A 13,451-nucleotide genomic window follows, 5' to 3' on the forward strand; every position below is an offset into this window, starting at 1 on the left:
GCATGACAGCCCCGGAAGCGCAGAGCCTCCGTGTCCGCCCCACCCCACGGCGGCGGTCACAGTGGCGTGCCCAGATACCCGTCGTCGCGATGGTCGCCCTCGGCGGCGCCCTCGGCGCGTGCGCCCGCTACGGCCTCGCCCTCGCCTGGCCCACGCCGTCCGGCGGCTTCCCCTGGGCGACCTTCCTCACCAATGTCATCGGCTGCGCGGTGATCGGCGTCTTCATGGTGCTCATCACCGACGTGTGGGCCGCCCACCGCCTCGTACGCCCCTTCTTCGGCACCGGCGTGCTCGGCGGCTTCACCACCTTCTCCACCTACGCCGTCGACATCCGCAAGCTCGTCGACGCGGGCCGCCCGGGCCTCGGGCTCGCCTACCTCGCCGCGACGCTGTGCGCGGCCCTCGCCGCGGTGTGGCTCGCCTCCATCGCCGCGCGCCGTGTGCTGATCAGGAGGAAGCGATGACGTCACTCACCGGCCGTGCCCTCCGGCTGACCGTCTACATCGGCGAGGACGACACCTGGCACCACAAGCCCCTCTACTCCGAGATCGTGCACCGCGCACACGCGGCCGGCCTCGCCGGGGCGAGCGTCTTCCGGGGCATCGAGGGCTTCGGCGCCTCCTCTCTCATCCACACCTCCCGCCTGCTCTCCCTGAGTGAGGACCTGCCCGTCGCGGTCGTCGTAGTGGACACCGAGGAGCGGGTACGGGCCTTCCTGCCGCAGCTCGACGAACTCGTCGAGGAGGGGCTCGTGACCCTGGAGGAGTGCGAGGTCGTCCGGTACGTGGGGCGCACCGGCGGCCCCGAGGGCACGCAGCCGAAGGGTGAGAAGTAGTTGTGAACTGGCTGCTCGTCATCGCGGGGGCCGTGGTCGGCGCACCGCTGCGCTATCTCACCGACCGTGCGGTGCAGGCCCGACACGACTCCGTCTTCCCCTGGGGCACCTTCGTGGTGAACGTCACCGGCTCGCTGATCCTCGGGCTGCTCACGGGCGCGTTCACCGCCGGGGCGGCCGGGCCTCATCTGCAGCTGCTCGTGGGCACCGGGTTCTGCGGAGCACTGACGACGTACTCGACCTTCTCCTACGAGACACTGCGGCTGTCCGAGGCGGGCTCCGGCCTCTACGCTGCCGCCAACGTCGTGGGGAGCGTGGTGGCGGGGCTCGCCGCCGCCTTCGCCGGAGTCTCGATCGCCGCCGCCCTGTGGTCCTAGGTGCTTGCCAGAGCGCCGGACGCAACAAGTACTGTCTACAACAATGTCGACCAACTCTCCTCAGAACTGGATCCCATGAGCGCCATCTCCGTCGGTCAGGCCGTCGTCCTCGGAGTAGTCGAGGGGGTGACCGAGTTCCTCCCGGTGTCCTCCACCGGTCACCTCAAGATCACCGAGGGGCTCATGCACATCCCCGTCGACGACAAGTCCGTCGTCGGGTTCTCCGCCGTCATCCAGGTCGGCGCCATCGCCGCCGTGCTCCTGTACTTCTTCAAGGACATCAAGCGGATCGTCTCGGCCTGGTTCCGCGGTGTGACCAACCGTGAGGAGCGCTACCACCACGACTACAAGTTCGCCTGGTGGGTCATCTACGCCACCATCCCGATCGTCGTGGTCGGCCTGGCCGCGAAGAAGCTGGTCGAGGGTCCGCTGGGCTCGCTGTGGGTGGTGGCCGGCTCGCTGATCGTCGGCTCGGCCGTGATGTGGGCGGCGGACCAGATGGGCCGGCACAAGCGCGGTGAGGACGACACCTCGTTCAAGGACGCGATGTGGGTCGGCTGCTCGCAGATCCTCGCCCTGCTCTTCCCCGGCTTCTCCCGCTCCGGCGCCACCATGTCCACCGCGCTCATCCTGGACCTGGACCGTGTCGCCGCCACCCGGCTGTCCTTCTTCCTCGGCATTCCGGCCCTGACCGGCGCCGGCATCTACGAGCTCAAGGACGCCCTCGGCGCGGGCGTGGGCGCGGCGCCGCTCGCCGTCGGCACCATCGTCTCCTTCGTGGTCGCCTACGCCTCCATCGCCTGGCTGCTGAAGTTCGTCGCCAAGCACTCCTTCAACGCCTTCGTCATCTACCGGATCGTCATCGGCGTGGGCCTGCTCGGCCTGCTCGCCACGGGCGTGCTCAACGCCTGACCGAACCCTCCTGATCACCCACGGGGTGCGGATGCCTGCATTCAGGCGCCGCACCCCGTGAATGTTTCCTTACGCGACGCCTTGACAGCCCGGGCACGCAACCCGCAGGATCACTCCCGTGAACCTGTCAGACAGCCAGACAGGTGGTCAGGGTCCCCGGCGTGTGAGCGCCATGGAAGCGGTCCTCGCCCACCTCCGCGGCGCCATCGAACGCGGCGAGTACGCCATCGGCGACAAGCTCCCCTCCGAGGCCGAGCTGTGCCGCACCCTCGAGGTGTCCCGGCCCGTGCTGCGCGAGGCGCTGCGCGCGCTGCAGACGATGGGCCTCACGGTCTCCCGGACCGGCAAGGGCACCTTCGTCGTCGCGAACGCCGTCGAGGACCCCACCTTCGGCGACTACGCGGCCAGCGACCTGCTCGAGGTGCGCCGGCACATCGAGATCCCGGTCGCGGGCTACGCGGCCGCGCGCCGCACCCCGGAGAACCTGGACCACCTGGCCCATCTGCTCGACCGCATGGAGCGGGAGACGGACACCACGGCCTGGGTCGCGATGGACACCCTCTTCCACCTCGCGATCGCCGAAGCCGCCCAGAACCCGGTCTTCCGCCGGGTCATCGAGGAGATCCGCGACGCACTGGCGCGTCAGTCGGCCTTCCTCAACGAGCTGGGCGGGCGCCGCGAGCAGTCCAATCGCGAGCACCGGGCCATCGTCGAAGCGCTGATCGACGGTTCCGAACACGACGCCGTCCAGGCCATGAGCCACCACCTGGACCGCGTCGAGACGACCCTCACCGACATCGTCCGTCCCCAGCGGACGGACGATCTCCCCACGGAAGGCGGACCCGAGGCGTGAGCGAGCAGCACCTCAAAGACGAGACGCGCCCCTCGTCCGGCCATGTCGACGCCGGAGACGCCGGCTACAGCAAAGGCCTGAAGCACCGGCACGTCAACATGATCGCCATCGGCGGAGCCATCGGCACCGGCCTCTTCCTCGGCGCGGGCGGGCGGCTCGCCGACGCCGGGCCCTCCCTGTTCATCGCCTACGCCGTCTGCGGCGTCTTCGCCTTTCTGGTCGTACGCGCCCTCGGCGAACTCGTCCTGTACCGCCCGTCCTCCGGCGCCTTCGTGTCGTACGCCCGGGAGTTCCTGGGCGAGAAGGGCGCCTACACCGCGGGCTGGATGTACTTCCTCAACTGGGCGACCACCGGCATCGCCGACATCACCGCCGTCGCCACCTACACCCACTACTGGGGCATGTTCTCCGACATCCCGCAGTGGGTGATCGCGCTGATAGCCCTGGCGGTCGTCCTGACCGTGAACCTGATCTCGGTGAAGATCTTCGGCGAACTGGAGTTCTGGTTCGCGATCGTCAAGGTCGGCGCGCTCGTGGTCTTCATGGCGATCGGCATCTTCCTGCTGGTCACCCAGCACCCGGTGGCCGGCCACCACCCCGGCCCGTCCCTGATCACCGACAACGGCGGCGTCTTTCCCAACGGCCTGCTGCCGATGCTGCTGATCATCCAGGGTGTCGTCTTCGCCTACGCCTCCGTCGAACTGGTCGGCGTGGCCGCCGGTGAGACCGAGAACCCCGAGAAGATCATGCCGAAGGCGATCAACTCGATCATGTGGCGCGTGGGCCTGTTCTACGTCGGCTCCGTCGTCCTGCTGTCCATGCTGATGCCCTGGAACGCGTACAGCGCCGGCGAGAGCCCCTTCGTGACGGTCCTGTCGCACATCGGCATCCCGGCGGCCGGCGACGTGATGAACCTGGTCGTGCTCACCGCCGCCATGTCCTCGCTGAACTCCGGCCTCTACTCCACCGGCCGCATCCTGCGCTCCATGGCCATGAGCGGGTCGGCCCCGAAGTTCACCGCGCGGATGAGCCGCAGCCAGGTGCCGTACGGCGGAATCCTGCTCACCAGCGGTATCTGTGTCCTCGGCGTGGGCCTCAACTACGTCGTCCCCGCCGACGCGTTCGAGATCGTCCTCAACTTCGCGGCGATCGGCATCCTCGCGACCTGGGGCATGATCATGCTCTGTCACCTGCTCTTCTGGCAGAAGACCCGGAAGGGCGAACTGACCCGGCCGTCGTACCGGCTGCCGGGCTCCCCCTGGACCGAGGTCGTGACGCTGGCGTTCCTCGCCTCCGTCCTGGTCCTCATGTACGCCGACGGCGGCGCCGGACGCACCACCGTGCTCTGTCTGCCGCTGATCGTCGCAACCCTGGTCGCGGGCTGGTACGGCATCCGCGGCCGGATATCCCGGACATCCACGGGTGCCGACGCGTGACCCGCGACCCGGCCCGTCCCAACCCATCGATGCAGGCAGTGATGTACAGCAGTTCCCCCGCAGACGCACCCCTCGTCCGCGAACCACTCCACGCCCCGGTCGCCCACCTCATCCGCGGTGGAGTCGTCGAGGGCATCCACCACGGCTCCGTCGTCGTCCTCGGCGCCGACGGCCGGGTGGAGTTCCAACTCGGCGACATCGAGGCCGCTTTCTACCCGCGCTCGGCCGTCAAGCCCCTCCAGGCCGTGGCCATGCTGCGGGCCGGGCTGCCGCTGGACGGCGAACTGCTGTCGCTGGCCGCCGCCAGCCACTCCGGCGAGGACCGCCACCTGGCCGGCACCCGGCGCATCCTCGAACTCGCCGGGCTCACCGAGGACGACCTGCGCAACGTCCCCGACATGCCGTTCGACCCGGTCGTCCGGGACTCCTGGGTGCGCGAGGGCCGCATGCCCTCCCGGCTGGCCCAGAACTGCTCCGGCAAGCACGCGGCCATGCTGTGGACGGCCAAGCTCAACGGCTGGTCCCTGAGTGACTACCTCGACCCGGAGCACCCGCTCCAGCAGGCGATCCAGGAGATCGTCGAGGACCTGACCGGCCAGCGGGTCGCCCGGGTCACCGTGGACGGCTGCGGCGCGCCGCTGTTCGCCATCTCCCTGCACGGCCTCGCCCGCGCCCTGGCCCGGATCACCTCGGCCGCCCCGGGCACCCCCGAGGCCCGGGTCGCCGACGCAATGCGCACGCACGCCGAGATGGCCTCCGGCTCTGGGCGCGATGTCGCCGCGCTCATGCGGGCCGTGCCCGGACTGCTGGCCAAGGACGGCTTCGAGGGCGTTCAGGTCGCTGCCCTGCCTGATGGCCGAGCCATCGCGGTGAAGATCGCCGACGGGGCGAATCGGGCGCGGATTCCGGTCGCGGCCGCGGCGCTCGCTCGCGCGGGCGTGGCCCCCGAGTTGCTGACCGAGTTCGCCGGAGAGCCGTTGCTCGGGGGTGGGGAGCCGGTGGGGTGCGTGCAGGCTGTGCGTGCGCTGGATCCGGTTCCGTTCCCTGCCTGCGCGTAGCACTCGGTGCCCGCGCCCCTCACACCCTCAACCCTCGGAAAGAGGACCCTACCCTCATGACCGCCGCCACCACGCGCAGTGAGCACGATCTGCTCGGCGACCGTGACGTACCCGCCGACGCCTATTGGGGTGTGCACACCCTGCGCGCGACGGAGAACTTCCCCATCACCGGCACCCCGATCTCCGCCTACCCGCATCTGATCGACGCCCTGGCCGCCGTCAAGGAGGCCGCCGCCCTCGCCAACGAGGAACTCGGCCTGCTGGCGCCGGAGAAGGCGCGCGCGATCGTGGCCGCCTGCCAGGAGATCCGGGCGGGCAAGCTGCACGACCAGTTCGTCGTCGACGTCATCCAGGGCGGCGCCGGCACGTCCACCAACATGAACGCCAACGAGGTCGTGGCCAACCGGGCGCTGGAGCTGCTCGGTCACGCCAAGGGCGAGTACATGTATCTGCACCCCAATGAGGACGTCAACCTCGGTCAGTCGACCAATGACGTCTACCCGACCGCCGTCAGGACAGCGACGGTGTTCGCGGTCCGTGGCCTGCTCAAGGCGATGGCCGTACTGCAGGACGCCTTCGCCCGCAAGGCCGTCGAGTTCCGTGACGTGCTCAAGATGGGCCGTACACAATTGCAGGACGCCGTGCCGATGACGCTCGGTCAGGAGTTCTCCGCATTCGCCGTCATGATCGAGGAGGACCGCAGCCGTCTTGCCGAGGCCGTCGAGTTGATCCATGAGATCAACCTCGGTGCCACGGCGATCGGAACGGGCCTCAACGCCCCGGCCGGATACGCCGAGGCCGCCCGCCGGCACCTGGCCGACATCACCGGGCTGCCGCTGGTCACCGCCGCCAACCTGGTCGAGGCCACCCAGGACTGCGGTGCCTTCGTGCAGATGTCCGGCGTGCTGAAGCGGATCGCGGTCAAGCTCTCCAAGAGCTGCAACGACCTGCGGCTGCTGTCCTCCGGTCCGCGCGCGGGCCTCGGTGAGATCAACCTGCCGCCGGTGCAGGCCGGTTCGTCCATCATGCCGGGCAAGGTCAATCCGGTGATCCCCGAGGTGGTCAACCAGGTCGCCTTCGAGGTGATCGGCAACGACGTCGCCATCACCATGGCCGCCGAGGCCGGACAGCTCCAGCTCAACGCCTTCGAGCCGATCATCCTGCACTCCCTGTCGGAGTCCATCACGCACCTGCAGAGCGCCTGCCTCACCCTGGCCGAGCGCTGCGTGTCCGGCATCACCGCCAACACCGACCGGCTGCGCGCCACCGTGGAGAACTCCATCGGCCTGGTCACCGCCCTCAATCCGCACATCGGGTACACGGCCGCCACCGAGATCGCCAAGGAGGCGCTCGTCACGGGCCGGGGCGTGGCCGAACTCGTCCTGGAGAAGGGCCTCCTGCCGGCCGAGCGGCTCGCCGAGCTGCTGCGCCCCGAGGTCGTCGCGGGCAGCGGGGCACCTGCCGCCTGACCTGCGGTTACGGGCAGATATCAACCCGTACGCGAATGGGCTCCAGGGCCGGTCCGGAGGCACAATGGTGATCATGACAACGACGTCGTCCCTCACCTTCCTGCCGGTCCTGGAGCGCATCGCCGAGGAGATCGAGCGCACCCCCGGCCGCGGCCGGGCCGCCGACTACATCCCGGCCCTCGCCGCCTGCGATCCCCGCCGCTTCGGCATGGCCGTCGCCGAGCTGGACGGCACGGTGTACGGGGTGGGGGACTGGCGCGAGCCGTTCTCCACGCAGTCCATCACCAAGGTCTTCACTCTGGCCCTGGACCTGGCGCGCGAGGGCGACGAACTCTGGGAGCACGTGGGCCGCGAGCCCTCCGGCAACCCCTTCAACTCCCTGGTCCAGCTGGAGTACGAGAACGGCATCCCGCGGAATCCTTTCATCAACGCGGGCGCCCTCGTCGTCACCGACCGCCTCCAGACCCGTACCGGTGACGCGGCCGGCGAGCTGCTCACCTTTCTGCGCACCGAGAGCGGCAACGCCACCCTGGACTTCGACAAGGAGGTCGCCGCCTCCGAGACCGCCCACGGCGACCGCAACGCCGCCCTCGCGCATTTCATGGCGTCCTACGGCAACATCGACAACGACGTGCCGACCCTGCTCGACCAGTACTTCCGGCAGTGCTCCATCACCGCCTCCTGCGCCGACCTTGCCCTCGCCACCGGCTTCCTCGCCCGGCACGGCATCCGCGCCGACGGCGGCCGGCTGCTCACCCGCAGCCAGGCCAAGCAGGTCAACGCGGTGATGCTGACCTGCGGGACGTACGACGCGGCCGGGGACTTCGCCTACCGCGTGGGCCTGCCCGGCAAGAGCGGCGTCGGCGGCGGGATCATCGCCGTCGTACCGGGCCGGTGCACGCTGTGCGTGTGGAGCCCGGGCCTGGACGAGCGCGGCAACTCGGTGGCCGGAGTGGCGGCCCTCGACCGGTTCACCACGCTGACCGGGCTCTCGGTGTTCTGACCGGCCCGCACCCTTCAGTCCGACGGACTGCGTCCGCCCCGCACGGCACCATGTGGGCGAGCAGACCGGGCTGGTCCTGACCGGTCAACGGCGGTGGGGCGCAGGCGGCTGAGCCGCCCGACCCGGCTCGGGGACGACCTGGCGCGTTGCGGCGAGGGCGGGCAGGAGGGCGCCGAAGGACAGGCCGATGGTGCACAGAAGTGACCTCCCGTACGCCCGAAAGTCATCGTTTCTCACACGCCGGTCACGTGCGAGCCGCCCGCAGGTGAGAGGAGCGTCGCCTTCCGGCCACCCGGCGTTGACACGCTGAGTCAGTGTTGGCCATGGCATTCCCCGTCGATCTCCGCAGCTGCCAGGTGCTCGGGCTGGCCGGCACCGCCTTTCTCGCGCTCGGCGGTGAGACGGCCGGTGCCCTGCCCGTGCAGGATCTGCTGGCCCCCGCCTCGGTGCAGGCGGCACTCGGCCTGGTCGGGGTGTACTTCGGTGTCGTCCTGCTGATAGCGGCCTGGGTGCTCCTAGGCCGTCTGGTGCGCGGCCCCCAGCCGCCCACCCCGCGCGCCCTGCTGCTGGTGCTCGCCGTATGGACGGCACCGCTGCTGCTGGCACCGCCGTTGTTCAGCCGGGACGTGTACAGCTACCTCGCGCAGGGCGCCATGGTCGACCACCACATGGACGTCTACACCCAGGGCCCGGCCCAGCTCGGCGGCCCGCTCGCCGACGAGGTGGCCCCGATGTGGCAGCACACCGGCGCCCCCTACGGCCCCGCCTTCATGGCGCTGGCCTCCGCGCTGTCCGGGCTGACCCGCGGACAGTTGCCGGCCGGCCTGCTCGGCATGCGCCTGGTCGCCCTGCTCGGCGTGGCCCTGATGGCCGTCGCGCTGCCCCGCCTCGCCCGGCACAGCGGCGCCGACCCGGCCGCCGCCCTCTGGCTCGGCGCCCTCAACCCGCTCGTCCTGCTGCACCTGGTGGCGGGCGCCCACAACGACGCCCTGATGCTCGGTCTGCTGGGGCTCGGCCTGGTCGCCGCGCGCGGGGAACGGCCGGCCTGCGGAGTCCTCGGGGCCGTCCTCGTCACCCTGGCCGCCCTGGTCAAGGCGCCGGCCGCGCTCGGCCTGCTGGCGGTCGTGGCCCTCCAGGTCCGCTCCGGCCGCCGCCCGCTGCCGGCCGTCCTGACCGCGGCTGGCGCCTCCGCCGTGACGACGGTCGCCGCCACGGCCGTCGCCGGCACCGGCTATGGCTGGATCGGCGCCCTGGCCACCCCCGTCTCCCCGCACAACTGGGCCCTGACCAGCCTGCTCGGCCGTGCCACCGGTGCCCTGCTCGAGCACCTCGGCAGCAGCCTGGCCCCGCTGGCCGTACCGGCCTGGCATCTGCTCGGCCTCGCCGCCACCGCCGTCGCCGTGGCGCTGATATGGCTACGGCTGCGCGTCAGACCGGTGTACGCACTCGGGCTCAGCCTGCTGACGGTCGCCGTGTTCGGCCCGGCGATCCGCCCCTGGTACATGCTGTGGGGCCTGTTCCTCATCGCCGCCGCCGCGCCCAACACCTCGGTACGGCACCGGGTCGCGGCCCTGGCCGGCGTCCTCGCCCTCGCCGTGCTGCCCAGCGGCGGCCCGGCCGACCTCGGGCAACTGGTGCTCGCCGTCTCCGGCGGGGTCCTCGGCGTGGTCGTCCTGTGGCAGGCCCACCAGGCGGCCCAGGCCCCGGCCCCGGGACGCATGGCGTGAGGGGGCCGCGTACGACCAGGGGCCGTCTGGCGCTGGTCCTCGTCCTCGGCGCCGCGGTCACCGTCTTCACGGCGACCGTGCCGCTGCTGCGCGACTTCTTCGACCTGCGCGTCTACTACGGCACCGTGCACACCTGGGCGCACCACGGCGGGCGCATCTACGACTACCAAGTGCCGGGCACCACGTACGGCTTCACCTATCCGCCGTTCGCCGCGGTCGCCATGCTGCCGCTGGCGCTGCTGGACCGTGACTCGGCGATCGTGGCGTCCCTCCTGGTCAACCTGGCCGCGCTGGCGGTGATCCTGCGCATCCTGGCCGGCCCGGGCTGGCGGCGGCATGGGTGGTACCGCTGGTCGCTGTGCCTTTGCCTGCTCGCGCTGTTCGAGCCGCTGCGGGACACCTTCAGCTTCGGCCAGGTCAATCTGGTGCTGCTCGCCCTCGTCCTGGGGGACTGCCTGCTCCTGGCGACCGGCCGGGAGCGCTGGGCCGGCGCCGGGATCGGCCTCGCCGCCGCAGTGAAGCTCACGCCCGCCCTGTTCATCGGTCTGCTGCTGCTCGCCGGGCGGCGCCGGGCGGCCGGAGTCGCGACGGCGGTCGCCCTCGCGGCGACCGCGCTGGCCGCCTGGGCCGATCCGCGGGCGTCCCGCTACTACTGGACCGAGGCGCTGTGGGACACCAGCCGGGTGGGCCGGCTCGACTATGTGTCGAACCAGTCGCTCCAGGGAGTGCTGGCCCGCCTCGGCGAGCCGGGCCGCCCGCTGTGGGCGACGGCGGTCCTGCTGACCCTGTGCGTCTGGGCGTGGCGGACCCGTCAGGCGGTGCGGGCCGGTGACTGGACGGCCGCCTTCGCACTCACCGGGGCGGCGGCCTGCCTGGTCAGCCCCATCACCTGGGTCCACCATCTGGTGTGGCTGCTGCCGTCGTTCGCCGTGCTGCTGCGCGCCGGGCACCCGCGGATCGCGGGCGCCCTGTACGCGGTGCTGTGCACGAGCGTGGTGTGGCTGTGGTTCGACGGCGCCTCCGGCATCGGCGGCTTCCTCGGCAGCAACACCTACACCTGGATCACGCTGGGGCTGCTCCTCGGCCTGCCGACGGGTCAGTCGCGCGGGGTGCGCTTGCTCCTGGCCCGCACCGCCGCCACCGCGACGGCCCGCAGCGCCACCACCGCGGCGCCGGCGACGAGACCCGCCAGCCCCGCGACGACGGCGGGGCTGGGCCAGCCCGAGCCCGCTGCGTGCGACGCGGCCGCGACCACCGGTTTGGCCTTCGACACCGGCCGCGAGGTGACGCGCAGCCCGTCCAGCGAGCCCACCGGGTCCACCCGGCCGACCGCAGCGAAGCCCCAGTCGAGCAGCTCGCGCGCCTCCTGGTACACCGCCAACCCGCCGCCCTCCTGAGGGTTCATCACGGTCACCACCAGCGTGCGGCCGCCATGGCGGGCGGCGGCCACCAGGGTGTTGCCCGCCTTGGTGGTGTAGCCGTTCTTGATGCCGATGAGGCCGGGATACTTCTTCACGCCGCTCTGGCCGGTCAGCAGCCGGTTGGTGTTCCTGATGCCGTACGGCGCGCCGTCACCGGGGAAGTTCGCCTCGGCGGTGGAGCAGTACCGGGCGAAGTCCGGATTGCGCAGGCCCTCCCGGCCGAAGACCGCGAGGTCGTAGGCGGAGGACACCTGGCCGTCGGCGTCGTAGCCGTCAGGGGAGACGACATGGGTGTCCATGGCGCCGAGCGAGCGTGCCTTGGTCTGCATCTCGGCGGCCGTGGCCTCCCAGCCGCCGTTCAGCGAGGCGAGCACATGCACCGCGTCGTTGCCGGAGTGGAGGAAGACCCCGCGCCACAGGTCGGAGACCCGGTAGGTGAGTCCCTCCCGGACGCCGACCAGGCTGCTGCCCTGGCCGATGTCCGCCAGCTCCGCGTTGCGCACGGTGTGCCGCATGTCGGCGGGCAGGGCGGGCAGCACCGTGAGGGCGAACAGGGTCTTCAGGGTGCTCGCGGGCGGCAGCTTGCGGTGCGCGTCGCTCGCGGCCAGCACCGCCCCGCTGCCGGCGTCGGCCACCACCCAGGACAGCGCCGACACGTCCGGCACCTCGGGCGCGTCCTGGTGCGGCCGTACCAGGACGCCGGAGCGGTAGAGCTGGTTCGGGCCGGGCATCGCCGCCCGGGGCGCGGGCGGAGCGGGTTCCCCGGTACGGGGCCCGGCGGAGGCGGTGGCCGAGGTGAGTGCCAGCACGCCTGCCACGCACAGGGCACAGGCCGACACGGCCACCCGATGAGAAAGTCCGGTGATCATATGATCAACGTACGAACGGGTTCGCCGTCCTTCGCGCTGGAAGGGCCGTTCGGCCCACGCGAGCAACCCGGACGCGGCATCCCTGCCTTCTCCGCAAGGCTCAGCCGGTGGGCAGGGTGGGCCGGATCTGCCGCAGGAACGCGGCGTTGTCGGGGGTGGAGCGCAGCCGCTCCAGGAGGGTCTCCAGACCGGACGGAGCGCCCTCGCGGGAGCGCAGGACGCGGCGCAGACCGTGGACGGCCGTCAATTCGGCCGGAGTGAGGAGGAGTTCCTCGCGGCGGGTGCCGGTGGCGTCGAGGTCCACGGCGGGGAAGAGACGCCGGGTGGCGGCTTCCCGGTCCAGGCGCAGCTCCATGTTGCCCGTGCTCTTCAGCTCCTCGAAGTAGTAGCCGTCGGCGCGGGAGCCGGTGTCCACCAGGACGGTGGCGAGGATGGTCAGCGAGCCGCCCTCCTCGGCCTGGCGGGCGGCGCCGAAGAACCGCTTGGGGCCGAGCAGCGCGCCCGCGTCGACACCGCCGCTCAGGGTGCGGCCACCGGCGGCGGAGGCGTTGTTGTGCGCCCGGCACAGCCGGGTCAGCGAGTCCAGCAGGATCACGACGTCCTCGCCGGCCTCCACCAGGCGCTTGGCCCGCTCGACGACGAGCTCGGCGAGGGCGATGTGCTCCTTGGGCGTCCGGTCGAAGGTGGAGGCGTACACCTCGCCGCGCACCGAGCGGCGCATCTCGGTGACCTCCTCGGGGCGCTCGTCCAGCAGCAGGACGATCAGCCGGCACTCGGGGTGGTTGCCGGCCACGGCGGCCGCGAGCTGCTGGAGCAGCACCGTCTTGCCGCTCTTCGGCGGGGCCACGACGAGTCCGCGCTGGCCCTTGCCGACCGGCGCGAAGAGATCGGTGACGCGCCCGGCCAGTCCGGACGCGGGGTGTTCGAGGCGGATGCGCTCGTGCGGGTGGAGCGGGGTGAGGTCGCGGAAGTGACGCCGGCCGCGCAGGGCGGCCGGGTCGTGTCCGTCGACGCGGGTGACCTCGGTCAGTGCGCGCCGGTCGCCGCGGACGCCTTCGACGAGGTCGCCCTTGCGCAGCCCATGGCGCCGGATCAGGCCGGGCGGGACCTGAGGATCGGCGGGGGAGGCCAGCAGGTGCGGTGCCCGCAGGTGCCCCTTCCCCTGCGCGTCGATGTCGAGGACACCGGTGACGAGCCGGGCGGCCGGGGCCTGCTGGACCACGGGAGGGTGTTCGAGTGTGGTGGTCATGGTGGGAGGTCCTTTCACGGACGGGAGAAGAGAGCTGGGAAGGGGGGAGAGGCCGCGAGCGGGAGGGCTTGACAGATGCCTCCGGGCGGCGGGAACGGCACCTCGGGTACGGCGGAATCGCCCTGGTCACGAGGTGGTGCAGAGAAGAAGCCCGGGCCGGTCGGAAGCCTCGGCCGAGGGGCTGGTGGAGAGAACTGCGGCACCGGTGTCCGTACGACGGGACACGCACATGCGCTGATCGC

General features: G+C 71.4%; 12 protein-coding genes and 1 pseudogene. 11 read left to right on the forward strand and 2 right to left on the reverse strand.

Going from position 1 to position 13,451, the window contains the following annotated elements; all coding sequences use genetic code 11:
• Window positions 1-2 precede the first annotated feature (2 nt).
• The 11 genes from crcB (ACWCQS_RS37080) (at window position 3) to ACWCQS_RS37130 (ending at window position 11,067) form a co-directional block, all read left to right on the forward strand.
• The gene (gene crcB, locus ACWCQS_RS37080; RefSeq protein ID WP_451008552.1) at window positions 3-464 is read left to right on the forward strand and encodes a fluoride efflux transporter CrcB; all 462 of its coding nucleotides are present in this window, start codon (window positions 3-5) and stop codon (window positions 462-464) included.
• Window positions 461-835, forward strand: coding sequence for a DUF190 domain-containing protein (locus tag ACWCQS_RS37085; RefSeq protein WP_451008553.1), 375 nt, complete (start codon window positions 461-463; stop codon window positions 833-835). Before crcB (ACWCQS_RS37080) ends, ACWCQS_RS37085 begins: the two co-directional genes overlap by 4 nt.
• Window positions 836-837: 2 nt before the next feature.
• The gene (crcB, locus tag ACWCQS_RS37090) at window positions 838-1,212 is read left to right on the forward strand and encodes a fluoride efflux transporter CrcB (protein WP_451008554.1); all 375 of its coding nucleotides are present in this window, start codon (window positions 838-840) and stop codon (window positions 1,210-1,212) included.
• 75 nt (window positions 1,213-1,287) lie between these two features.
• Entirely contained in the window at window positions 1,288-2,124 is an 837-nt protein-coding gene (locus ACWCQS_RS37095) for an undecaprenyl-diphosphate phosphatase (protein ID WP_451008555.1), read from the forward strand.
• 172 nt (window positions 2,125-2,296) lie between these two features.
• A complete protein-coding gene (locus ACWCQS_RS37100) occupies window positions 2,297-2,977 on the forward strand; it encodes a FadR/GntR family transcriptional regulator (RefSeq protein WP_450984669.1) in 681 nt (226 codons plus the stop codon).
• Window positions 2,974-4,413 carry an amino acid permease gene (locus ACWCQS_RS37105; RefSeq protein WP_451008556.1) on the forward strand — a complete coding sequence of 480 codons (1,440 nt, stop codon included), beginning with the start codon at window positions 2,974-2,976 and terminating at the stop codon, window positions 4,411-4,413. The genes ACWCQS_RS37100 and ACWCQS_RS37105 overlap by 4 nt, the downstream gene beginning before the upstream one ends.
• A 41-nt stretch (window positions 4,414-4,454) precedes the next feature.
• The gene (locus tag ACWCQS_RS37110) at window positions 4,455-5,471 is read left to right on the forward strand and encodes an asparaginase (protein WP_451008557.1); all 1,017 of its coding nucleotides are present in this window, start codon (window positions 4,455-4,457) and stop codon (window positions 5,469-5,471) included.
• Between the two features lie 56 nt (window positions 5,472-5,527).
• Entirely contained in the window at window positions 5,528-6,940 is a 1,413-nt protein-coding gene (gene aspA / locus ACWCQS_RS37115) for an aspartate ammonia-lyase (protein WP_451008558.1), read from the forward strand.
• 64 nt (window positions 6,941-7,004) lie between these two features.
• Window positions 7,005-7,943, forward strand: coding sequence for a glutaminase (locus ACWCQS_RS37120; RefSeq protein WP_451008559.1), 939 nt, complete (start codon window positions 7,005-7,007; stop codon window positions 7,941-7,943).
• A gap of 323 nt (window positions 7,944-8,266) precedes the next feature.
• On the forward strand, window positions 8,267-9,670 hold the full coding sequence (mptB, locus tag ACWCQS_RS37125; RefSeq protein ID WP_451008560.1) for a polyprenol phosphomannose-dependent alpha 1,6 mannosyltransferase MptB: 1,404 nt from the start codon (window positions 8,267-8,269) through the stop codon (window positions 9,668-9,670).
• Window positions 9,667-11,067 carry a glycosyltransferase family 87 protein gene (locus tag ACWCQS_RS37130; protein ID WP_451008561.1) on the forward strand — a complete coding sequence of 467 codons (1,401 nt, stop codon included), beginning with the start codon at window positions 9,667-9,669 and terminating at the stop codon, window positions 11,065-11,067. The genes mptB and ACWCQS_RS37130 overlap by 4 nt, the downstream gene beginning before the upstream one ends.
• Before the next feature lie 59 nt (window positions 11,068-11,126).
• Here the strand turns inward: ACWCQS_RS37130 and ACWCQS_RS37135 are convergent.
• Together ACWCQS_RS37135 and rho are read right to left on the reverse strand one after the other, a co-directional pair.
• Window positions 11,127-11,960 (reverse strand): annotated as a pseudogene (locus ACWCQS_RS37135) (D-alanyl-D-alanine carboxypeptidase family protein); the annotation flags it as partial.
• Window positions 11,961-12,060: 100 nt separating this feature from the next.
• On the reverse strand, window positions 12,061-13,209 hold the full coding sequence (gene rho / locus ACWCQS_RS37140) for a transcription termination factor Rho (RefSeq protein WP_451008562.1): 1,149 nt from the start codon (window positions 13,207-13,209) through the stop codon (window positions 12,061-12,063).
• Window positions 13,210-13,451: the final 242 nt, after the last annotated feature.

The organism is Streptomyces sp. NPDC002076, assembly GCF_053593835.1.

What these genes read in the sequence shown, in the direction of transcription:
- rho (WP_451008562.1), bottom strand. Translation starts at nt 13,209, where the DNA reads ATGACCACCACACTCGAACACCCTCCCGTGGTCCAGCAGGCCCCGGCC.
- ACWCQS_RS37085 (WP_451008553.1), top strand. Translation starts at nt 461, where the DNA reads ATGACGTCACTCACCGGCCGTGCCCTCCGGCTGACCGTCTACATCGGC.
- ACWCQS_RS37120 (WP_451008559.1), top strand. Translation starts at nt 7,005, where the DNA reads ATGGTGATCATGACAACGACGTCGTCCCTCACCTTCCTGCCGGTCCTG.
- ACWCQS_RS37110 (WP_451008557.1), top strand. Translation starts at nt 4,455, where the DNA reads ATGTACAGCAGTTCCCCCGCAGACGCACCCCTCGTCCGCGAACCACTC.
- mptB (WP_451008560.1), top strand. Translation starts at nt 8,267, where the DNA reads ATGGCATTCCCCGTCGATCTCCGCAGCTGCCAGGTGCTCGGGCTGGCC.
- ACWCQS_RS37100 (WP_450984669.1), top strand. Translation starts at nt 2,297, where the DNA reads ATGGAAGCGGTCCTCGCCCACCTCCGCGGCGCCATCGAACGCGGCGAG.
- aspA (WP_451008558.1), top strand. Translation starts at nt 5,528, where the DNA reads ATGACCGCCGCCACCACGCGCAGTGAGCACGATCTGCTCGGCGACCGT.
- ACWCQS_RS37095 (WP_451008555.1), top strand. Translation starts at nt 1,288, where the DNA reads ATGAGCGCCATCTCCGTCGGTCAGGCCGTCGTCCTCGGAGTAGTCGAG.
- crcB (WP_451008552.1), top strand. Translation starts at nt 3, where the DNA reads ATGACAGCCCCGGAAGCGCAGAGCCTCCGTGTCCGCCCCACCCCACGG.